This is a genomic window from Agrobacterium sp. 22-221-1, assembly GCF_053522445.1.
In genome coordinates this window covers 153,429-173,613 of the sequence record NZ_JBNWCL010000010.1, presented here as the reverse complement: position 1 = coordinate 173,613, position 20,185 = coordinate 153,429, and the positions used below count along the sequence as shown (strand labels likewise).

19 protein-coding genes are annotated in these 20,185 nt (G+C 61.6%); 13 read left to right on the top strand and 6 right to left on the bottom strand.

Annotated features, from left to right (window positions below; genetic code table 11):
- The first annotated feature begins 3 nt into the window (after positions 1 to 3).
- From ACQZ5N_RS16900 to ACQZ5N_RS16880, 5 genes are all read left to right on the top strand, one after another.
- Positions 4 to 489, top strand: coding sequence for a hypothetical protein (locus ACQZ5N_RS16900; protein ID WP_003524730.1), 486 nt, complete (start codon positions 4 to 6; stop codon positions 487 to 489).
- A gap of 265 nt (positions 490 to 754) precedes the next feature.
- Positions 755 to 2,050, top strand: a complete 1,296-nt coding sequence (gene blh / locus ACQZ5N_RS16895) for a bifunctional sulfur transferase/dioxygenase Blh (protein ID WP_448733565.1) — start codon at positions 755 to 757, stop codon at positions 2,048 to 2,050.
- Positions 2,044 to 2,400 carry a sulfite-sensing transcriptional repressor BigR gene (gene bigR, locus ACQZ5N_RS16890; RefSeq protein WP_448733564.1) on the top strand — a complete coding sequence of 119 codons (357 nt, stop codon included), beginning with the start codon at positions 2,044 to 2,046 and terminating at the stop codon, positions 2,398 to 2,400. The genes blh and bigR overlap by 7 nt, the downstream gene beginning before the upstream one ends.
- The gene (locus tag ACQZ5N_RS16885; protein WP_448733563.1) at positions 2,397 to 2,804 is read left to right on the top strand and encodes a YeeE/YedE family protein; all 408 of its coding nucleotides are present in this window, start codon (positions 2,397 to 2,399) and stop codon (positions 2,802 to 2,804) included. The genes bigR and ACQZ5N_RS16885 overlap by 4 nt, the downstream gene beginning before the upstream one ends.
- Complete coding sequence (locus ACQZ5N_RS16880; protein WP_448733562.1) at positions 2,801 to 3,238, top strand: DUF6691 family protein; 438 nt, start codon at positions 2,801 to 2,803, stop codon at positions 3,236 to 3,238. The genes ACQZ5N_RS16885 and ACQZ5N_RS16880 overlap by 4 nt, the downstream gene beginning before the upstream one ends.
- Before the next feature lie 74 nt (positions 3,239 to 3,312).
- Here the strand turns inward: ACQZ5N_RS16880 and gpmI are convergent, their stop codons facing one another.
- The 6 genes from gpmI to ACQZ5N_RS16850 form a co-directional block, all read right to left on the bottom strand.
- Positions 3,313 to 4,830 carry a 2,3-bisphosphoglycerate-independent phosphoglycerate mutase gene (gene gpmI, locus ACQZ5N_RS16875; RefSeq protein ID WP_448733561.1) on the bottom strand — a complete coding sequence of 506 codons (1,518 nt, stop codon included), beginning with the start codon at positions 4,828 to 4,830 and terminating at the stop codon, positions 3,313 to 3,315.
- A 344-nt stretch (positions 4,831 to 5,174) separates the two neighbouring features.
- A complete protein-coding gene (locus ACQZ5N_RS16870) occupies positions 5,175 to 6,446 on the bottom strand; it encodes a dihydrolipoamide acetyltransferase family protein (RefSeq protein ID WP_448733560.1) in 1,272 nt (423 codons plus the stop codon).
- 2 nt (positions 6,447 to 6,448) lie between these two features.
- Positions 6,449 to 7,462, bottom strand: coding sequence for an alpha-ketoacid dehydrogenase subunit beta (locus tag ACQZ5N_RS16865; RefSeq protein ID WP_059753514.1), 1,014 nt, complete (start codon positions 7,460 to 7,462; stop codon positions 6,449 to 6,451).
- Positions 7,463 to 7,464: 2 nt separating this feature from the next.
- Positions 7,465 to 8,703: a 3-methyl-2-oxobutanoate dehydrogenase (2-methylpropanoyl-transferring) subunit alpha gene (locus tag ACQZ5N_RS16860; RefSeq protein ID WP_059753516.1), complete on the bottom strand. Its 1,239-nt coding sequence runs from the start codon at positions 8,701 to 8,703 to the stop codon at positions 7,465 to 7,467.
- 44 nt (positions 8,704 to 8,747) lie between these two features.
- The gene (locus tag ACQZ5N_RS16855) at positions 8,748 to 9,875 is read right to left on the bottom strand and encodes an acyl-CoA dehydrogenase family protein (RefSeq protein WP_448733559.1); all 1,128 of its coding nucleotides are present in this window, start codon (positions 9,873 to 9,875) and stop codon (positions 8,748 to 8,750) included.
- Between the two features lie 12 nt (positions 9,876 to 9,887).
- A complete protein-coding gene (locus tag ACQZ5N_RS16850) occupies positions 9,888 to 11,051 on the bottom strand; it encodes an acetyl-CoA C-acyltransferase (RefSeq protein ID WP_448733558.1) in 1,164 nt (387 codons plus the stop codon).
- Between the two features lie 183 nt (positions 11,052 to 11,234).
- Here ACQZ5N_RS16850 and ACQZ5N_RS16845 point away from each other — a divergent pair, with 183 nt between their 5' ends.
- From ACQZ5N_RS16845 to panB, 8 genes are all read left to right on the top strand, one after another.
- Positions 11,235 to 11,708 (top strand): Lrp/AsnC family transcriptional regulator, encoded by a 474-nt coding sequence (locus tag ACQZ5N_RS16845; RefSeq protein ID WP_035221263.1) that lies wholly within the window; start codon positions 11,235 to 11,237, stop codon positions 11,706 to 11,708.
- 81 nt (positions 11,709 to 11,789) lie between these two features.
- Positions 11,790 to 12,962, top strand: a complete 1,173-nt coding sequence (locus ACQZ5N_RS16840; protein WP_448733557.1) for an isovaleryl-CoA dehydrogenase — start codon at positions 11,790 to 11,792, stop codon at positions 12,960 to 12,962.
- A gap of 9 nt (positions 12,963 to 12,971) precedes the next feature.
- Positions 12,972 to 14,573: a carboxyl transferase domain-containing protein gene (locus tag ACQZ5N_RS16835; protein ID WP_448733556.1), complete on the top strand. Its 1,602-nt coding sequence runs from the start codon at positions 12,972 to 12,974 to the stop codon at positions 14,571 to 14,573.
- 7 nt (positions 14,574 to 14,580) lie between these two features.
- Entirely contained in the window at positions 14,581 to 16,572 is a 1,992-nt protein-coding gene (locus ACQZ5N_RS16830) for an acetyl-CoA carboxylase biotin carboxylase subunit (RefSeq protein WP_448733555.1), read from the top strand.
- A 1-nt stretch (position 16,573) separates the two neighbouring features.
- Positions 16,574 to 17,500 (top strand): hydroxymethylglutaryl-CoA lyase, encoded by a 927-nt coding sequence (locus tag ACQZ5N_RS16825; protein WP_448733554.1) that lies wholly within the window; start codon positions 16,574 to 16,576, stop codon positions 17,498 to 17,500.
- A complete protein-coding gene (locus ACQZ5N_RS16820; protein WP_448733553.1) occupies positions 17,490 to 18,260 on the top strand; it encodes an enoyl-CoA hydratase-related protein in 771 nt (256 codons plus the stop codon). The genes ACQZ5N_RS16825 and ACQZ5N_RS16820 overlap by 11 nt, the downstream gene beginning before the upstream one ends.
- 150 nt (positions 18,261 to 18,410) lie before the next feature.
- Positions 18,411 to 19,289 carry a pantoate--beta-alanine ligase gene (panC, locus tag ACQZ5N_RS16815; protein ID WP_448733552.1) on the top strand — a complete coding sequence of 293 codons (879 nt, stop codon included), beginning with the start codon at positions 18,411 to 18,413 and terminating at the stop codon, positions 19,287 to 19,289.
- The gene (panB, locus tag ACQZ5N_RS16810; protein WP_448733551.1) at positions 19,286 to 20,125 is read left to right on the top strand and encodes a 3-methyl-2-oxobutanoate hydroxymethyltransferase; all 840 of its coding nucleotides are present in this window, start codon (positions 19,286 to 19,288) and stop codon (positions 20,123 to 20,125) included. Before panC ends, panB begins: the two co-directional genes overlap by 4 nt.
- Positions 20,126 to 20,185 lie beyond the last annotated feature (60 nt).

The window sequence follows — 20,185 nt, the reverse complement described above, 5'->3', positions numbered from 1 at the left end:
ATCATGATCCTCGGACTGACCATTCCCCAATTCACGGCATTGCATGTGGGCTTAAGCTTCATCGGCATTGCCACCGGACTGATCGCCCTGCCCGCTTATGCGGCGGGGCGGTGGATGCCCCGCATGATGGCGATTTTCCTCGTCACCACGCTCGCCACCACGCTTACCGGCTTCCTGTTTCCAATCGGAAATTTCACACCGGCACTCGGCGTCGGCATCATCTCGACCCTTGTTCTGGCAATCGCACTGGTTGCGCTTTATGGATACGGTCTGAATGGCAGGGCGCGCATCATTTATACGATCACCGCCACGATCAGCCTTTATCTCAATATGTTCGTGTTGATCGTTCAGGCTTTTCTCAAGGTCGAAACACTCAACAACCTGGCGCCGAACGGCAACGAACCGCCCTTCGTGGTCGCCCAGACGGTTCTGCTTGTTGCAGCCATCTGTCTTGGCTGGAAGGCGACGCGCCGCAGACTCGCCGTCTGAAGCGGGCCTGAATTCGAACCGCTTTTCGCGAACATGCCTTGTGCCCCAATATTTCGGGCGCAAGGCATGTTTTTGCATGTCAAATACAGGCAATCTCCGCCCACCCGTCACAAAACGAAGAAATCCCGTCTCTAGGATTTCCTTCCGAACCTTTCCTGAAAATACAGCAGGAGACATTCGGAAACGAAGGCGGTTCGCGCCCTTGCAAACATACAATATACATTATATGATAATATATATTAAATAATTACAACAGGAGATGCCGATGAATGCCGTGAAGATCAACGAGCGTCTGACAGTTGCGGGCCAGCCGATGATCGCCGATTTCCCATCGCTCTCCGCCCAGGGTTATAAAAGCATCATCAACGCCCGGCCTGATGGTGAAGAGCCCGGTCAGCCGGGCAATGCGCAGGAAAAAAGCGCCGCCAGCGCGGCAGGCATGGATTATGGTTTCATCCCGGTCAGCGGCCCTACCATTACCGAAGCCGATATCCGCGCCTTCCAGCAGAAAATAGCGGAAGCGGAAGGCCCCGTTTTTGCCCATTGCAAGGGCGGCACCCGCGCGCTCACGCTTCATGTTCTCGGAGAAGCCCTGGATGGGCGCATCGAAAGGGACGATATCGAGGCTTTCGGCAAGGCGCATGGCTTTGACCTTTCCGGCGCCACCCGCTGGCTGGAACGGCGTGCTGCGGCGGTTCCGCACGTCAAGGCATTCTTCGATCCGAGGACATGGAGTGTGCAATATGTCGTGTCCGATCCCTCGACCGGGCGCTGCGCCATTATCGACCCGGTCTATGATTTCGATGAGAAATCCGGCGCAACCGGAACGATGAATGCCGACGCCATTCTGGACTATGTGGAGAGCCAGGGCCTGTCGGTGGAATGGATTCTCGATACCCATCCGCATGCCGACCATTTTTCCGCCGCCCACTATCTGAAGCAGAAGACCGGCGCGCAGACGGCGATCGGCGCGAAAGTCACCGGCGTACAGAAGCTCTGGCAGGAAAAATACAACTGGCCGGATCTCAAAACCGACGGCTCGCAATGGGACCGACTGTTCGAGGCGAGCGACAGGTTCAATATCGGCTCCCTTGAAGCGCGCGTGCTGTTTTCGCCCGGCCACACGCTCGCCTCCGTGACCTATGTGGTAGGTGATGCCGCCTTTGTGCACGATACGCTTTTCATGCCCGATTCCGGCACCGCGCGCGCCGATTTCCCCGGCGGCAGCGCCACAGAACTCTGGGCGTCGATCCAGGACATTCTCGCCCTTCCCGACGAAACACGGCTTTTCACCGGTCATGACTATCAGCCCGGCGGCCGCGCGCCTAAATGGGAAAGCACGGTCGGCGAACAGAAACGCAGCAATCCGCATCTTGCCGGCATGACGGAGGAGGGCTTCATCCGCCTCAGAGAAGCGCGCGATCGCACATTGCCAATGCCGAAGCTCATTCTTCACGCCTTGCAGGTCAATATTCGCGGCGGCCGCCTGCCGGAGCCGGAAGCGAATGGCAAACGTTACCTGAAATTCCCGCTCGACGTGCTGGAGGGCAGCATATGGTAAAGGAAAACGCGCTGGAAAAGCCCCGGCATATTGCAGAAATCCCTCTCCCCGCCATGGAAGAGCGGGCTGTCGAGGTCGCGCTGCTTCTTAAAACGCTTGCCCATCCCGCGCGGCTGATGCTCGCCTGCACGCTGGCGCAGGGGGAGTTTTCCGTTGGTGAGCTGGAGGTGAAGCTGGATATTCGCCAGCCGACGCTTTCCCAGCAGCTGGGCGTCCTGCGGGAAGCCGGTGTGGTCGAAACCCGGCGCGACGCCAAGCAAATCTTCTACCAACTGAGCGAAGCGAAAGCGGCGCAACTGATCGCGGCCCTTTACACCATATTCTGCGCGCCGGAGGAGGAGATCCCGTGAGCCCCTATTGGCCCTCTCTTTTTGGCGGCATGCTGCTCGGTCTTGCCAGCATTCTGCTGTTTCTTTTCAACGGCCGCATTGCCGGCATCAGCGGGATAATGGGCAAAATGCTCGGCAGGGAGCGGCGTCTTGCCGATCTCGCCTTCGTCGCCGGCTTGCTGGCCGGGCCATATATCCATGCCGCCGCATTCGGCCGGCTGCCTGCCGTCACCATAGTTTCACCATGGCCGCTCATCCTCATTGCCGGCCTGCTGGTGGGTTTTGGCACGCGCATGGGCTCCGGCTGCACATCCGGCCATGGCATCATGGGTCTGGCGCGATTTTCCCGGCGCTCCATCGCCGCGACCGCCACCTTCCTGATCACCGGTATTTGCGCCGCGACGATAGTGGGAGCCCTGTCATGAAAAATCCAGCCGTGGCGCGTATTGTCCTGGCATTGGCCACAGGAGCGCTGTTCGGCTTCGGCCTCTCGCTCTCCGGCATGGTCGATCCGGCCCGTGTTTCCGGCTTTCTCGATGTGGCGAGCGGCCATTGGGACCCGAGCCTGATGTTCGTTCTCGGCGGCGCGGTGATGGTCGCCGTGCCGGGTGTGCTGCTCAGCCGACGTCTCGCCAAACCGGTCCTCGCAGAGGATTTCAGCCTTACGGCAAAAACCCGTATCGACCGGCCGCTCATAACAGGCTCGGCCATTTTCGGCGTCGGTTGGGGGCTTGCCGGTTTCTGCCCCGGCCCGGCACTATCGGCTCTCGCCCTCGGGCTGATGCCGGTCGTTCTTTTCGTCAGCGCCATGATTGCCGGCATGCTGGTCCACGACCGCCTCTACGCAAAGCAGCCATAACGCAAACGCTCGTTCAGCGCGCGGGGAACGGGCCGTCGCGCGGGGCTGGAACGCTCCCGCGCGACGGCGTGTGATTAGAGGTCGATCAGGCTTTTGCCCGTCATTTCCGGCGGCAGCGGCACATTCATCAGTTGCAGCAGCGTGGGCGCGACATCGGCGAGAATGCCGTCATGCAGCTTCCCACCTTCCGGGCCACCGAAAAGGATCACCGGCACCGGATTGGTGGTGTGCGCCGTGTGCGGGCCACCGGTCACCGGGTCGACCATGGTTTCGCAATTGCCATGATCGGCAATGACAAGCATCGCGCCACCCACTTTTTCGAGGGCGGCAACGACCGCACCAAGCCCACGATCCACGGCTTCACAGGCCTTGATTGCGGCCTGCAGATCGCCGGTATGACCGACCATATCGGGGTTGGCGTAATTGGTGACGATCAGATCGTAACCTTTGCCTATCGCCTCGACGAATTTTTCCGTCACTTCGGGCGCGCTCATCTCCGGCTGCAGATCGTAGGTCGCAACCTTCGGGGATTTCGGCATGAAGCGGTCTTCGCCGACTTCCGGCTCTTCCTTGCCGCCATTCAGGAAGAAGGTGACATGCGGATATTTTTCCGTCTCGGCAAGGCGGAACTGCGTAAGCCCCTGCTTCGCCACCCATTCGCCCAGCGTATTGACGATATCGCGCTTGGGATAGGCCGTGGTCATGAAATCATTGTGCCGGGTGGAATATTCCACCATGCCGAGCAGCGCCGAAAGGACGGGCTTTTCGCGCGAAAAACCGTCGAAATCATCCGCCCCTATGGCGAGCAGGATTTCACGGGCACGGTCGGCGCGAAAATTCAGGCAGAACAGGCCGTCGCCGGCCTTGAAACCCTCATAACCATCGATCACCGTCGGCAGGATGAATTCGTCGGTGACATTGTTTTTGTAGCTCTGGGCAACGGCGCTCACCGCATCCCGCGCATGTTCGCCTTTCGCCAGAACCATGGCGTCATAGGCTTTCTCGACGCGCTCCCAGCGATTGTCGCGATCCATCGCATAATAGCGGCCGATCACCGTGCCGATGCTTGCCCCCTGCGGCAGGCTTGCCACCAGCGCCGCCACGAATTCTTCAGCCGATTGCGGCGCGACATCGCGGCCGTCGGTGATGGCATGTACCACCACCTTCAGGCCGTGGCTGATCATCAGCCTCACCGCCGCCTGGCCGTGGAGGATATGACCATGGACGCCGCCATCGGAAACGACGCACATCAGATGCGCCACACCGCCCGCGGCCTTCACCGTGGCGGCGAAATCAAGCATCGCCGCATTGCGGAAAAAGCTGCCATCCTCGATCGCCAGATCGATCTGGCCGAGATCCATGGCGACGATGCGGCCGGCGCCGATATTGGTGTGGCCGACTTCCGAATTGCCCATCTGCCCGGTGGGCAGGCCGACATTCGGGCCGAAGGTGGTGAGCCTCGCATTCGGGCAGGTGGCGAAAAGCCGGTCCATGGTGGGCGTATTCGCCAGCACCGGCGCATTGCTGGATGTGTCCTCGTTCAGCCCCCAGCCATCGAGAATAGTCAGGACAACGGGTTTGGGAGTGCGCATGGGAGGACCTTCTTCATTCGGTTGCCGGCGGAGGGCGGACCGCCGGGCACCGGAGCGCCCTCTTCCGCCACTATGATCATGATGAGAAAACATGCTTCTCGTTCTTCTCTTCTATACCCGAAGATGACGAACGCAAGCCTATACCGACAGCGAAACAGTTCCGTGAAGGTTGAAAACGCGGGCTACGAAATGCGGTCATGACACGCATACGCCCTCATTCCTGTGCTCGTCACAGGAATCCAGCCGACGCGCGTCTGCGCGGTGGAGAGAGTCCTTTCAGCCCAAAGACTTGGGCTGGCTGGATCCCTGCGACGAGCACAGGGATGAGGGAGCACGGATCGCCTTCACTCGATGAAAATAAGCGCGGGCTTCTCCAGCAATGCCTTGACGGCCTGGATGAAGACCGCCGCATCCCACCCATCGACAACCCGGTGATCGAAGCTGGAGGAAAGATTCATCATCTTGCGCGGCACAAACCGCGTCCCATCCCACACCGGACGCGTCACGATCTTGTTGACGCCGATGATCGCCACCTCCGGATGATTGATGATGGGTGTCGAGACCACACCGCCCAAGGCTCCCAGCGAACTGATGGTGATGGTGGAGCCCATCAGTTCTTCACGATGCGCCGTGCCGGTGCGGGCGGCTTCGGCGACGCGAGCGACTTCGTCCGCGCATTCCCAAAGACCGAGCGTTTCCGTGTGGCGCACGACCGGAACGGTGAGGCCCGACGGCGTCTGCGTGGCGATGCCGATATGAACCGCTTCATAGTGGCTGACGACCCCTTTGTCGTCGTCAAAGGTGGCATTCATGCCGGGATGATCGGCAACGGCTTTCACCAGCGCGCGCATCAAGAACGGCAGGATCGTCAACTTCGGTTGCCCGGAACGGCGGTTGCCGTTCATGGTCGCGCGCAAATCCTCCAGATCGGTCACGTCGACTTCCTCGACATAGGTGATGTGGGGAATGCGGGAGGCGGAAAGCACCATCTTCTCGGCAATCTTGCGCCTGAGCCCGGTCACCTTCACTTCCTCGACAGCGCTATCGTGGGGCGCTATCGGCTCGGGGCGTTCCGGCCGTGCCCGCACGGTTAAAAACCCGTCGAGATCGGCATGGGTGATATGCCCGTCCGGCCCCGTTCCCTTGACCTTGGTGAGATCGATATCGAGATCGTCGGCGCGCTGGCGAACGGCGGGAGACGCCAGCGGTTTATGATGCGGTTCGGCGGCGGGCGCCGGCGGCGCCTCCTCGGCTTCTCGCGCCGTCGGCTGGGCTTCAACGGGTGGCGGCGTGTCCGTCATGTCGGCAGGCGCTTCCGTCATCTGGGTCGGTGCTTCCGCTTCCGGCACGCTGCCATTGGGAGCGGCGGCCGCGACATCGGTTTCGATGCGCAGGAGCGGCGCCTTCACCGGCACGGTATTTCCGACCGTCACGGCGAGCCATGTGACGACGCCCGCCACCGGGGATGGGATTTCCACCGTCGCCTTGTCGGTCATCACCGCGGCCAGCACCATGTCCTCATGGACGAAATCGCCCGGTTTGACGTTCCATTCCACCAGCTCGGCTTCCGCCACACCTTCACCGACATCGGGCATCGTGAGAACAAATTCCGCCATAATCAGGCCTCCATGACTTCGACAAGGGCGCGCCCGACACGGGCCGGACCCGGAAAATAGTCCCACTCCTGCGCATGGGGATAAGGCGTATCCCAGCCCGCAACGCGGACGACGGGGGCCTCAAGGTGATAAAAACAATGTTCCTGCACCAGCGACACGACTTCGGCCCCGAAGCCGGAGGTCAACGTCGCCTCATGCACCATGACGCAGCGGCCGGTCTTGGAGACGGACTTCACAATGGTATCTAGATCGAGCGGCAGCAGGCTGCGTAGATCGATGATCTCGGCATCCACACCCGTCTCTTCCGCCGCCGCCAGCGCCACATGCACCATGGTGCCATAAGCGATGACGGTGACAGCGTTTCCGGGCCGGCGTATCTCCGCCTTGCCGATGGGAATGGTGTAGTGCCCTTCCGGCACTTCCCCCATCTCGTGCTTGGACCAGGGCGTTACCGGCCGGTCATGGTGCCCGTCGAAAGGGCCGTTATAAAGCCGCTTCGGCTCCAGAAACATCACCGGGTCGGGGTCTTCGATGGATGCGATCAGCAGACCCTTGGCGTCATAGGGATTGGAAGGGACGACCACCTTCAGCCCGCAGACATGGGTGAAAAGCGCTTCCGGGCTCTGGCTGTGCGTCTGCCCGCCAAAAATGCCCCCGCCGGTCGGCATTCTGAGAACGATGGGGCAGGTGAAATCGCCATTGGAGCGATAGCGGATACGCGCCGCCTCCTGGGTGATCTGGTCATAGGCGGGATACATGTAATCGGCGAACTGGATTTCGACGCAGGGGCGAAGGCCATAAGCCGCCATGCCGATGGCCGTGCCGACAATGCCGGACTCGCTGATCGGCGCATCGAAACAGCGGGTCTTGCCGTATTTTCCCTGCAGCCCCTGCGTGGCGCGGAAGACGCCGCCGAAATAGCCCACATCCTCACCGAACACCACCACGTCGTCGCTGCGCTCCATGGACACATCCATGGCGCTGCGGACGGCTTCGATCATCGTCATTCTTGCCATGGTCACCACCCTGCCTTCTGGCGCTGGCGGGCGAGATGCGGCGGCATCTCGGCGTAGACGCCTTCGAAAATATCCTTTTTCGGCGGTTTGCCGCCCTCATGCAGCGTGCCGTGGCTTTCCGCCTCACGCTGCGCCTCAAGCACCTCATCGGCAATTTCCGCCTCCGTCTGCCGGTGCCGTTCCTCCGACCAGACGCCGCGCAGGATGAGGTGTTTTTTGAGCCTCAGAACCGGATCGCCCAGCGGCCATGCCTCGGACTCCGTCTTGGGGCGGTAAGCGCTCGGATCGTCGGAGGTGGAATGGGCGCCGACACGATAGGTCACATATTCGATCAGCGTCGGGCCGAGATTACGGCGCGCCCGTTCCACCGCCCAGCGCGCCACGGCATAAACGGCGAGATAATCATTGCCGTCGACCCGCAGTGCGGGAATGCCGAAGCCCAGCCCGCGCGCCGCAAAGGTGCCGGAGCCGCCGCGCGCAATGCCCTGAAAGGTGGAAATCGCCCATTGGTTATTGACGATATTGAGAACCACCGGAGCCTTGTAGGTGGAGGCAAAGACCATCGCCGAGTGAAAATCCGACTCCGCCGTCGAGCCGTCGCCGATCCATGCTGCGGCTATCTTCGTATCGCCCTTGATGGCCGACGCCATCGCCCAGCCGACCGCCTGCACATATTGCGTGGCGAGATTGCCGGAGACGGTGAAGAAACCATGCTCCTTCGAGGAATAAAGCACCGGCAACTGCCGCCCATGCAGCGGATCCAGTTCGTTGGAATAGATCTGGTTCATCATGGTGACGAGCGGATAATCATCGGCGATCAGCAGCCCGGCCTGCCGATAGGTCGGGAAATTCATGTCGCCTTTGGAAAGCGCTTTGCGGAAGGCGCAGCTCACCGCCTCTTCGCCCAGATGCTGCATGTAGAAGGAGGTCTTGCCCTGCCGCTGCGCCATCAGCATGCGTGCATCGAAAGCCCGAAGCCGCATCATGTTTTTGAGGCCTACCAGTAAGTCTTCATCCGAAAGCAGCCCGGCCCAGGGTCCGACGGCCTCGCCCTGGTGGTTGAGGACGCGGATGATCGAATAGGCGAGATCGCGCATGCTTTCCGGCGCGGCGTCAACCTCCGGGCGCGGCACGGAACCGGCCTTGGGTATTTTCACATTGGAGAAATCCGGCTCCCCGCCGGGCCGCACCGCAGGTTCGGGAACATGCAGGCTGAGACGTGGCGTTTCGGTTATATCCATTCTACTCCTCCCGTCGCGGTCTCCTCCAGACCGCGAAACAACTCTCAAAGGTTCCGCGCGATCACCATCCGCTGGACATCGCTGGTCCCCTCGTAAATCTGGCAGATGCGCACATCGCGATAGATCCGCTCCACCGGATAATCCGCCATGTAGCCGTAACCGCCGTGAATCTGGATGGCGTCCGAGCAGACACGCTCGGCCATTTCGGACGCGAAGAGTTTTGCCATCGAGGCCTCCGAAAGACAGGGCTCGCCCGCTTCCTTCAGCGCCGCCGCATGCAGCACCAGCTGCCGCGCCGCCTCAATGCGCGTCGCCATGTCCGCGAGGCGAAACGCCACCGCCTGATGCTCCACGATTGCCTGCCCGAAGGCCTTGCGCTCGCGGGCATAATCCCGCGCCGCCTCGAAAGCCGCCTGCGCCATGCCGACGGCCTGCGCGGCGATGCCGATGCGTCCGCCTTCCAGATTGGCGAGCGCGATGCGATAACCCTGCCCCTCTTCGCCCAGCCGCATTTCTGCCGGGACCGCCATGTCGGTGAAAGCGATCTGGCAGGTATCGGACGAATGCAGGCCGAGTTTTTCCTCGACCCTTATGACCTCGTAACCCGGCGTATCGGTCGGCACGATGAACGCGCTGATGCCCTTCTTGCCCGCCGCCGCATCGGTAACGGCAAAAACGATGACGACATCACCATTTTTGCCTGATGTGATGAATTGCTTTGCGCCGTCGAGAATGTATCGGTCGCCATCGCGCCGGGCGCGGGTCTTGAGGTTGGAGGCATCGGAACCTGCCTGCGGTTCGGTCAGCGCAAAACCACCGATCCATTCGCCGGAGGCCAGTTTCGGCAGGAAACGCTGCTTCTGGTCTTCGGTCCCGAATTTCAGGATCGGCACGCAGCCGACCGAATTATGCACGCTCATGATGGTGGAACAGGCGCCGTCACCGGCAGCGATTTCCTCCAGCGCAAGGGCATAGGCCACGGCACCGGTTTCCGACCCACCATAGTCCTCGGAGACAAGCATACCGAGGAAGCCGAGCGCGCCCATTTCTTTCAGCTCGTCTTTCGGGAAACGGCTTTCCCGGTCACGTGAAGCAGCCCCAGGGGCAAGCCGCTCGCGGGCGAAATCGCGGGCCATGTCCCTGATCTGCTGCTGGGCTTCGTTCAGGATCATCGCCGCCTCCCCTTAATATCGCTCTATGCCGAGCGCGGTTGCTTCACCGCCACCGATGCAGACGGCGGCCACGCCGCGTTTCAGCCCGTGGCGCTGCAGGGCCGCCAGCAAGGTGACGACGATCCTCGCGCCGGAAGCGCCGATCGGATGGCCGAGCGCACAGGCGCCGCCATGCACATTCACCTTGTCATGCGGCAGATCGAGATCGCGCATCGCCGCCATCGCCACCACGGCAAAGGCCTCGTTGATTTCGAAGAGATCGACATCCTTCGCCGCCCAGCCGGTTTTTCCGAACAGCTTTTTCATCGCGCCGATGGGAGCCGTTGGATATCCGGCGGGCGCATCCGCATGGGAGGCCTGACCGATAATGGTCGCCAGCGGTGAAAGGCCCCGCCTTTCCGCTTCGGAGCGACGCATGAGAACGAGAGCGGCAGCACCATCGGAAATCGAACTGGAATTTGCCGCCGTCACCGTTCCGCCATCGCGGAAGGCGGGTTTCAGCTGCGGGATTTTTTCCGGCTTCGCCTTGCCCGGCTGCTCGTCCACGGCAACATCACCGAGAGGCGCGATCTCCGCTTCGAAAGCCCCCTCAGCGATGGCACGACGGGCGCGCTCCAACGAGGTCAGCGCATAATCATCCTGCATGGCGCGGGTGAACTGGTAGGCTTCAGCACAATCTTCCGCGAAAGTGCCCATCAGCCGCCCCTTGTCATAAGCGTCTTCGAGACCATCCAGAAACATGTGGTCGGTGAGTTTGCCGTGGCCGAGACGATAGCCGTTGCGGGCGCGGTCCAGGAGATAGGGCGCATTGCTCATGCTTTCCATGCCGCCCGCAAGCACGATGGAAGAGCTTCCCGCCGCAATCTGGTCATGCCCCAGCATGATCGCTTTCATGCCCGAGCCGCACATCTTGTTGATGGTCGTCGCGCCAATCGAATTGGGAATGCCGGCGGCAATGGCCGCCTGTCGGGCCGGGGCCTGCCCCTGCCCGGCCGTAAGCACGCAGCCCATCAGCACATCGTCAATATCAGAAGGTGGTACCGCAGCCCGTTCGACGGCCGCGCGGATCGCCGCCGCACCGAGATCGGGCGCGGCCACCGATTTGAATTCGCCCTGGAACCCACCCATAGCAGTACGGGCGGCCCCGACGATCACGACAGGGTCATGCACAGCCAAATTCACCTCCCTTGGCCATTCTCCCGCTTGAGAAAACAACCGTCATCGCGATCTCCTCCAGATCTCGACTGACATGAACGCTATCACCAACTCGAATTCATTTCAAAGCTATTTTGATTGACAGTTTTTTGATTGGCGATATCTTTGATCCAATAAATAGTCATATCATAGAGCAAATGATCCATGATTGAGCTCGACAGTTTCGACCGGAAGATTCTGCATGTGCTCGGCGATGACGGGCGGGTGAGCTGGCGTGATCTGGCAGCGCGGATAGGTCTTTCCTTCACGCCGACGCTGCGGCGCGTGCGCAAGCTGGAAGAGGAAGGCATCATTCGTGGTTATACCGCCGTGTTCGATGAGAACCGGCTGCTCGGCAATATGGGTGTCTTCATCTCGGTCACGCTGGAGCGGCAGATCAAGGAAGCACTGACGACCTTCGAACACCATGTCGCTTCCATTCCGGAAGTCGTCGGCGGTTATCAGACCAGCGGCAGCTCGGATTATCTGATCCACGCCATGGTGCGGGATTTGCCGCATTATCAGGAACTTCTGGATTTCCTGACCACGGTTCCCGGCGTGTCGCGCATCCAGTCCAATTTCGCCATCAAGACATTCGTGCGCCGTTCGGCCGCCTTCACCGGGGGTGACGCGCCGTAAATCAAGGGTTGCCGGCGCGGAGGAGGTGCCGGCTGCTGACAAAAGGGACGGTGGCAAAGGCCGTCCGGAGGAGGAGACGCGATGAGTTTGAACCTCGCCGCCATTTTCGATGCCGATCTCGGCCCGGAAATCGCAGCATTACGCGACAGCGCAAGCGCATTCGCAGACGATAAAATCGCGCCGCTGGCGGCGGAGATCGACCGCGACGACCGTTTTCCACGCAAGCTCTGGCCAGAAATGGGCCAGCTCGGTCTGCACGGCATCACGGTTTCGGAGGAGTTCGGCGGTGCCGACATGGGCTATCTTGCCCATTGCGTCGCGATGGAAGAGATAAGCCGGGCTTCCGCTTCTATCGGCCTTTCCTATGGCGCCCATTCCAACCTCTGCATCAACCAGATTCACCGCTGGGGAACGCAAGAGCAGAAGCACAGATATCTGCCGAAACTCGTCTCCGGCGAACATGTCGGCTCGCTCGCCATGAGCGAAACGGAGGCCGGTTCGGATGTCGTGTCGATGCGGCTGAAGGCGGAGCGCAGGGGCGACCGCTACGTGCTGAACGGCGCGAAAATGTGGATCACCAATGGCCATGAGGCCGATACGCTGGTGGTCTACGCCAAGACGGATATGTCGGCCGGCCCGCGCGGCATCACCGCCTTCCTGATCGAAAAAGGCTTCAAGGGGTTTCGCCCGGCCCAGAAACTCGACAAGCTCGGCATGCGCGGCTCCCCCACCTCGGAACTGGTGTTCGAGGATTGCAAGGTGCCGGAAGAGAACATTCTCGGACGCCTCAATGACGGCGTGACGGTGCTGATGAGCGGGCTGGATTACGAGCGCGCCGTGCTGGCTGCCGGCCCGGTCGGCATCATGCAGGCAGCCATCGACCTGGTACTGCCCTATGCCCGCGAGCGCAAGCAATTCGGCAAGCCGATCGGCGAATTCCAGCTGGTGCAGGGCAAGCTTGCCGATATCTATTCGGCCATGAATGCATCGCGCGCCTATGTCTATGCCGTTGCCCGCGCCTGTGACAACGGCCGCATCACGAGGCAAGATGCGGCGGGCGCGATCCTCTTCGCCGCCGAACGGGCGACGCAGGTGGCGCTGGATGCAATCCAGCTTCTCGGCGGCTCCGGTTATGTCAATGAAAGCCCGGCCGGACGGCTGCTGCGCGACGCCAAGCTTTATGAGATCGGCGCGGGCACCAGCGAAATCCGCCGGATGCTGATCGGCCGCGAACTGGTCAAGGGCAACGGGTGAGGACACGCGATGAAGCTAGCATCCAGTCTGAACCGCGACCCCACCTTCGCTGCCAATGTCGACTTCATGTCCGGTCTGGTGGATGACCTGCGGCAGCACGTCGAAAAAATCTCGAAAGGCGGCGGCGACAAGGCCCGTGAACGACATCTTTCCCGCGGCAAATTGCTGGCGCGCGACCGGATCGAAGCCCTTCTCGATCCCGGCAGCCCGTTCCTGGAGTTTTCGCAATTTGCAGCCTACGAGGTCTATGACGAACCCGTTCCCGCTGCCGGCATCGTCACCGGCATCGGCCGCGTCTCGGGCCGCGAATGTGTGATCGTCGCCAATGATGCGACGGTGAAAGGCGGCACCTATTATCCGCTGACGGTGAAGAAACATCTGCGCGCGCAGGAAATCGCCACGGAGAACCGCCTGCCCTGCATCTATCTGGTGGATTCCGGCGGCGCGAACCTGCCCAATCAGGACGAGGTGTTTCCCGACCGCGATCATTTCGGCCGCATCTTCTATAATCAGGCCAATATGTCGGCGGAAGGCATCGCCCAGATCGCCGTGGTGATGGGCAGTTGTACGGCAGGCGGGGCCTATGTGCCCGCCATGAGCGACCAGACCGTCATCGTCAAAAATCAGGGCACGATCTTTCTCGGCGGCCCGCCGCTGGTGAAGGCCGCGACCGGCGAAGTGGTGAGTGCGGAAGAGCTGGGCGGCGCGGATGTGCATTCGCGACAATCCGGCGTCACCGATCATTATGCCCGCGACGACCGCCACGCGCTGGCGCTGACCCGGCGGATCGTTTCCACCCTCAACCGCCGCAAACAGGTGGAACTGGATATTCGCGAGCCGACGGAGCCGTTTTATCCGGCTGAAGAGCTTTATGGCATCATTCCCGCCGATACGCGAAAACCTTTCGAGGTGCGGGAGATCATCGCGCGTCTGGTGGATGGCTCGGAATTCGATGAGTTCAAGGCGCTTTACGGCACCACGCTGGTCTGCGGTTTTGCCCATATCCATGGCTATCCAGTTGGCATCGTCGCTAATAACGGCATTCTGTTTTCGGAATCGGCGCTGAAGGGCGCGCATTTCATCGAACTCTGCTGCCAGCGCGGCATTCCGCTGGTCTTTCTCCAGAACATCACCGGCTTCATGGTCGGCAAGGCCTATGAGGCGGGGGGCATCGCCAAGGACGGCGCCAAGCTCGTTACCGCCGTCGCATCGGCTAAAGTGCCGAAATTCACCGTCATCATCGGTGGCTCCTTCGGGGCCGGCAATTACGGCATGTGCGGCCGCGCCTATTCGCCGCGCTTTTTGTGGATGTGGCCCAATGCCCGCATTTCCGTGATGGGCGGAGAACAGGCGGCGTCCGTCTTGGCGCAAATCCGCCGCGACGGCATCGAGGCCGATGGCCGCCACTGGTCGAAGGAAGGCGAAGAGGCGTTCAAGCAGCCGATCCGGGAAAAATACGAGCGGGAGGGACATCCCTATTATGCCAGCGCCCGACTTTGGGACGATGGTATCATCGACCCGAAGGATACCCGTTTTGTGCTCGGTCTCGGCTTGTCCGCCGCGCTCAATGCACCGATTGAACCCACCCGTTTCGGCATATTCAGGATGTGAGGCGACCATGTTCTCGAAAATACTGATCGCCAACAGGGGCGAAATCGCCTGCCGCATCATCCGCACCGCCGCCAAGATGGGTATCCGCACCGTCGCCGCTTATTCGCACGCCGACCGTGACGCCATGCATGTGGCGCTTGCCGACGAGGCCATCGCCATTGGCGCAGCACCCGCACGGGCCTCCTATCTCGACGGCGAAAAAATCATCGCCGCCGCAAAATCCTGCGGCGCGCAAGCCATTCATCCGGGTTACGGTTTCCTTTCGGAAAACGCCGGTTTCGCCGAAGCCTGCGCCGCCGCCGGGCTCGTTTTCATTGGCCCGCCTGCAGCGGCAATCCGCGCCATGGGTGGGAAAAGCGAGGCGAAGGCGCTGATGGCAAAAGCCGGCGTTCCGGTCGTTCCCGGCTATCACGGTGACGAACAATCGGAAAAACGACTGGCAAGCGAGGCGGACAAGATCGGTTATCCGGTGCTGCTCAAGGCCTCAGCCGGCGGCGGCGGCAAGGGCATGCGTATCGTCCGGCAAAAGCGCGACTTCGCAGCGGAGCTTGCGGGCGCAAAACGCGAAGCGCTGGCCGCTTTCGGCAACGACCGCATGCTGATCGAAAAATATCTCGAGCGGCCGCGCCATGTGGAAGTGCAGGTCTTTGCCGATGGCCACGGCAATTGTGTTTCGCTTTTCGAGCGCGATTGCTCGATTCAGCGCCGGCACCAGAAGGTCATAGAGGAAGCCCCTGCCCCCGGCCTGCCCGATGCGCTTCGGCAGCGCATGTATGAAGCGGCGGTCGCCGCCGCCCGCGCCATCGATTATCGCGGCGCGGGAACGGTGGAATTCCTGCTCGACCCTTCCGGCGACTTCTATTTCATGGAAATGAATACGAGGCTTCAGGTCGAACATCCGGTGACGGAATATATTACCGGCCTCGATCTGGTCGAGTGGCAGATCCGCGTCGCAAACGGAGAGGCCCTGCCGGAAGACTGGGCCAATCTCAGCATAAACGGCCACGCCATCGAGGCGCGGATTTATGCCGAAGACCCGGCGCATGATTTCCTGCCGTCGATCGGCACGGTCAGCCATCTGGTTTTTCCCGATCAGGGCCCTCATGTCAGGATCGACAGCGGCATCCGCGCCGGCGACGCCATCACCGTGCATTACGATCCGATGATCGCCAAGCTGATCGTCTGGGACCGTGATCGCCCCTCGGCGGTGCGGCGTCTGCGGTTGGCACTCGAAAATCTGGCGATCTGCGGCGTCACCAGCAATGCCGCCTTTCTGACGCGGCTTGCGGGACTGGCGGCCTTTGCGAACGCCGATCTCGACACCGGTTTCATCGCCCGTAACGAAGCGGCGCTGTTTGCTCCGCCAGCAACGGACGGGAACGAGATAGCAATGGCCGCGCTTGGCCTGCTGCTTGCGCGGCAGAAAAACGGAAAGCCAGGTTCACAGGCCGATCCCCATAGCCCATGGAACACGACGGCCGCCTTTCGCCTCAACGCGCCGGCAAGGGAAACGCTGTATTTCGTGTTTGACAACCAGCCGCTTGGCGTCGGCGTCATGCATGAGGCGGATGGTTTTTCGCTGGAGATCGACGGACGGGCGATCAGCGCCCATGGCATCCTCTCGGATGACGGTAAATTCCGTGCGACCGTGGAAGGCAGGAAAAGGCAGGGTTATTTCTTTGCTGAGGATGGCCGGTACGCGCTTTTTCTGGATGGCGAACATTATCGCGTCAGCCAGCCGGATCCCGTCGATATCGCGGATTCCGCTACCCATACCGGCGGTCTGGAAGCACCCATGCCCGGCGTCATCCGCGCCTTGCTGAGCAGCAACGGTGCTGCGGTTGAGGCCGGCGAAGCGCTTGTGGTGATGGAGGCGATGAAAATGGAGCACACGATCCGCGCGCCGGCGAAAGGCACCGTCACGGCCATCAATTGCATTGAGGGCGATATGGTCGCGGCCGGTGCGGTTCTGGTGGATTTCGAGCCGGAGGGCGGCTGAGATGAGCTGGCCCCGAACCGTCAAAATCGTCGAAGTGGGCGCGCGTGACGGCTTGCAGAACGAAAGCACCGAGGTTCCAGCCGCTATCAAGATCGAGCTGATCGAACGGCTGGCCGCAGCCGGCTTGGCGGCGGTGGAAGCGGGCGCTTTCGTCTCACCCAAAAAAGTACCGCAAATGGCGGGTTCGAAAGAGGTGTTCCAGGGCCTCGAACGGCGACCCGGCACCGCCTATCCGGCGCTCGTTCCCAATATGAAAGGTTTCGAGGCCGCCCTTGAAGCCGGCGTGACGGAAATCGCCGTTTTCGTCTCCGCATCCGAAGGTTTCAGCCAGCACAATATTGGCTGCTCGCGCGCCGAAAGCCTTGAGCGCCTGCGCGATGTCGCATCAGCCGCGGCCGGCCGGAACACCCTCATGCGCGGCTACGTCTCCTGCATAGCCGGCTGCCCCTATGACGGTACGGTTGCACCCGATGACGTGGCGGCGATGGCCGAAGCGCTCATCGCTCTGGGCTGTTACGAAATCTCGCTCGGCGATACGATCGGCGTCGGCACGGCGGACCAGATTCGCAATATCATCAAGCGGGTGTCTGCCCGCATCCCGCGTGAAAAACTCGCCATGCATTTCCATGATACCTATGGGCAGGGCGTCGCCAATGTTCTGGCCTCGCTGGATGAAGGTATTTCCGTCTTCGACAGTTCGGTGGCCGGGCTGGGCGGCTGCCCCTTTGCGCCGGGCGCCAGCGGCAACGTCGCCACCGAAGACGTCGTTTATCTGCTGCAAGGGCTTGGCATTAAAACCGGTATCGACCTGATGGCGGTGGCGAAAACCGGAGACTGGATCAGCCGGTATCTCGGCAGACCGAATGCGGCCCGCGCCGGCAAGGCGCTGCTTGCGGCAAGACAGGAGGGTGACGCGCATGGCAGATGAGTTGCTGAGCGAAAGACGCAAGGACGTTCTCTGGCTGACGCTTAACCGGCCGGAGGTGCACAATGCCCTGAATGCCGCGATGACGGACGCCCTGACGACAGCCATCCGCGCGGCATCTGGCAACCACGCCCTGCGCGCCGTGGTGATAACGGCCGCGGGAGACCGCAGCTTCTGCTCCGGGGCCGATCTGAAGGAAAGCGCCGGCGGCATGTTCCTCTCGCGGGATGGAACCAACCCTATTGCCGATGTGATGCGCGCCATCGAGGGCTGCGACAGGCCCGTCATCGCCCGCATCAACGGCCGGGTTCTGGCCGGCGGGCTTGGCCTCGTCGCCGCCTGCGATCTCGCCTATGCCGCCGACCATGCCGAATTCGGCCTGCCGGAAGTCCGTGTCGGGCTTTTCCCGGCCATGGTGGCGGCGAAGCTTCTGGCGAAGATACCCCTGAGCCAGCTTCAGGAAATGGCCTATCTTGGGGCCGCGATCAACGCCGCTGATGCGGAGCGCCGTGGCCTCGTCAATCGGGCTGTCCCGTCGGACGAACTCGATGGCGTGGTGGAAGATGTTCTCGCCCGGTTGCGGCAGAATGCGCCGGGCGCCATCGCGGCCGGAAAAGCGGCGTTGCTGAAGATGCGCGATATGCCCTCCAGCGAGCGGCTCGCCTTTGCCGAAAACGTCATCGCCACGATCAGCGGCAGCAACGAGGCGCGGGAGGGGCGATTGGCCTTTGCCGAAAAAAGGAAACCGCTCTGGGTAGAGTGATTACCGCCATCTGTCCGAGCACCGGTTTTCTTAAAAGTCGTCATAGGGTTAATCGATATAATCCCGATGCGTCCGTTGACCCCGTTCGGCAAATCGAGTTCTATCCAGCACCTTTCGCCGGGCGGCGAATGGGGAAGCCGGAGGAGACCCATGCAGCTTGTAAAAACCGTCGCCGAATTGCGGGATGCCACCGCTGCTTTTCGCCGTGCGGGTAAAACCATCGGCTTCGTGCCGACCATGGGCTTTCTCCATATCGGCCATCTGACTCTCGTTGCCCAATCCAAGGCGGAAAACGACGTGACGGTGGTTTCGATCTTCGTCAACCCGCTGCAATTCGGCGCGAATGAGGATCTGGCCCGTTACCCCCGCGATCTCGCCCGCGACAGCACATTGCTGGAAGAGGCGGGCATCGACATTCTTTTCGCACCGGAAGTCTCCGAGATGTATCCGCGCCCGATGCAGACCGTGGTGGATGTGCCCGAACTGGGCAGCCAGTTGGAAGGCGCGGTGCGGCCGGGGCATTTCGCCGGTGTTGCGACTGTCGTGACCAAGCTTTTTAACCTCGTCCAGCCGGGCGCCGCCTATTTCGGCGAGAAGGATTATCAGCAGGTGACGCTGATACGCCGCATGGTCGAGGATCTTGCCCAGCCGGTCAGGGTTGTTCCCGTCGCCACCGTGCGCGAGGCGGATGGGCTGGCCTGCTCCTCGCGGAATGTCTATCTAAACCCCGCAGAGCGCGCCGCCGCGGTGATCGTGCCGCAGGCACTCGATGAGGCGGAACGGCTTTATGGCGAGGGCTTCGACGACCCCGCTGCATTCGAAGCCGCGATAGAAAAATTCATCGCCGCCGAGCCGCTGGCTTCACCGGAAGTCGTCGCGGTACGCGATCCCGATACGCTCGCTCCCGTTGCTTCATTGCAGGCGGGACCGGTGCTGGTGGCGCTGTTCGTCAGGCTCGGCAGCACGAGGCTCCTCGACAACCGCGTCATCGGGCGCGACAGGATCAATCAACGGGAGGCTGCCGAATGAGCGCCCATGGAAAACACAAGCGGCTGACGACGGCCTCCATCCGGCAGATGAAAGGCGAGGCGCGCATCGTCTGCCTGACCGCCTATACCACGCAGATTGCCCGCCTGCTCGATCCGCATTGCGATCTGCTCCTGGTCGGAGATTCCCTCGGTATGGTGCTTTACGGCATGGACACGACGGTCGGCGTCACGCTGGATATGATGATCGCCCATGGCCGCGCCGTCATGCGCGGCGTCGAACATGCCTGCGTCATCGTCGATCTTCCCTTCGGAACCTATCAGGAATCCAAGGAACAGGCGTTCCGCAATGCCGTGCGGCTGATGCAGGAAACCGGCTGCGACGGCGTGAAGCTGGAAGGCGGCGAGGAAATGGCGGAGACCATCGCCTTTCTGGCGGCGCGCGGCATTCCGGTGTTCGGCCATGTCGGGCTGATGCCGCAGCTGGTGCACACCGCCGGCGGCTTTCGCTCGCTCGGACATTCGGATGCGGAAACGCAGAAGATCTGGCGCGATGCGATTGCGGTGGATCAGGCGGGCGCCTTCGCCATCGTCGTGGAAGGCACCGTTGAGCCGCTTGCCCGCGAACTGACCGAAAAACTCGCCGCACCCACGGTTGGCATCGGCGCATCGCCGGCCTGCGACGGGCAGGTGCTCGTTTCCGACGACATGCTCGGCCTTTTCACCGATTTCAAACCGAAATTCGTCAAACGTTTCGCCGATCTGGGCCCAGCGGTCTCGGAAGCAGCGGCCGCCTATGCCGATGAAGTTCGCTCGGGAGCGTTTCCCGGGCCGGAACATACTTTTCAGGTGCGCCGGCAATCGCCTTCGGGGAAGTAACACTATTTCCGTCATGCCGGACTCGATCCGGCATCCAGCCACGGCGCGTCTGCGCCGTGA

Bases quoted from the DNA above. Each gene is read 5' to 3' on its own strand.
- ACQZ5N_RS16835 (WP_448733556.1), top strand. From the start codon at position 12,972: ATGAAGCTAGCATCCAGTCTGAACCGCGACCCCACCTTCGCTGCCAAT.
- bigR (WP_448733564.1), top strand. From the start codon at position 2,044: ATGGTAAAGGAAAACGCGCTGGAAAAGCCCCGGCATATTGCAGAAATC.
- ACQZ5N_RS16865 (WP_059753514.1), bottom strand. From the start codon at position 7,462: ATGGCAAGAATGACGATGATCGAAGCCGTCCGCAGCGCCATGGATGTG.
- ACQZ5N_RS16840 (WP_448733557.1), top strand. From the start codon at position 11,790: ATGAGTTTGAACCTCGCCGCCATTTTCGATGCCGATCTCGGCCCGGAA.
- ACQZ5N_RS16855 (WP_448733559.1), bottom strand. From the start codon at position 9,875: ATGATCCTGAACGAAGCCCAGCAGCAGATCAGGGACATGGCCCGCGAT.
- panB (WP_448733551.1), top strand. From the start codon at position 19,286: ATGAGCGCCCATGGAAAACACAAGCGGCTGACGACGGCCTCCATCCGG.
- gpmI (WP_448733561.1), bottom strand. From the start codon at position 4,830: ATGCGCACTCCCAAACCCGTTGTCCTGACTATTCTCGATGGCTGGGGG.
- ACQZ5N_RS16820 (WP_448733553.1), top strand. From the start codon at position 17,490: ATGGCAGATGAGTTGCTGAGCGAAAGACGCAAGGACGTTCTCTGGCTG.
- ACQZ5N_RS16870 (WP_448733560.1), bottom strand. From the start codon at position 6,446: ATGGCGGAATTTGTTCTCACGATGCCCGATGTCGGTGAAGGTGTGGCG.
- ACQZ5N_RS16845 (WP_035221263.1), top strand. From the start codon at position 11,235: ATGATTGAGCTCGACAGTTTCGACCGGAAGATTCTGCATGTGCTCGGC.
- panC (WP_448733552.1), top strand. From the start codon at position 18,411: ATGCAGCTTGTAAAAACCGTCGCCGAATTGCGGGATGCCACCGCTGCT.
- ACQZ5N_RS16830 (WP_448733555.1), top strand. From the start codon at position 14,581: ATGTTCTCGAAAATACTGATCGCCAACAGGGGCGAAATCGCCTGCCGC.
- ACQZ5N_RS16900 (WP_003524730.1), top strand. From the start codon at position 4: ATGATCCTCGGACTGACCATTCCCCAATTCACGGCATTGCATGTGGGC.
- ACQZ5N_RS16825 (WP_448733554.1), top strand. From the start codon at position 16,574: ATGAGCTGGCCCCGAACCGTCAAAATCGTCGAAGTGGGCGCGCGTGAC.
- ACQZ5N_RS16860 (WP_059753516.1), bottom strand. From the start codon at position 8,703: ATGGATATAACCGAAACGCCACGTCTCAGCCTGCATGTTCCCGAACCT.
- ACQZ5N_RS16880 (WP_448733562.1), top strand. From the start codon at position 2,801: ATGAAAAATCCAGCCGTGGCGCGTATTGTCCTGGCATTGGCCACAGGA.
- blh (WP_448733565.1), top strand. From the start codon at position 755: ATGAATGCCGTGAAGATCAACGAGCGTCTGACAGTTGCGGGCCAGCCG.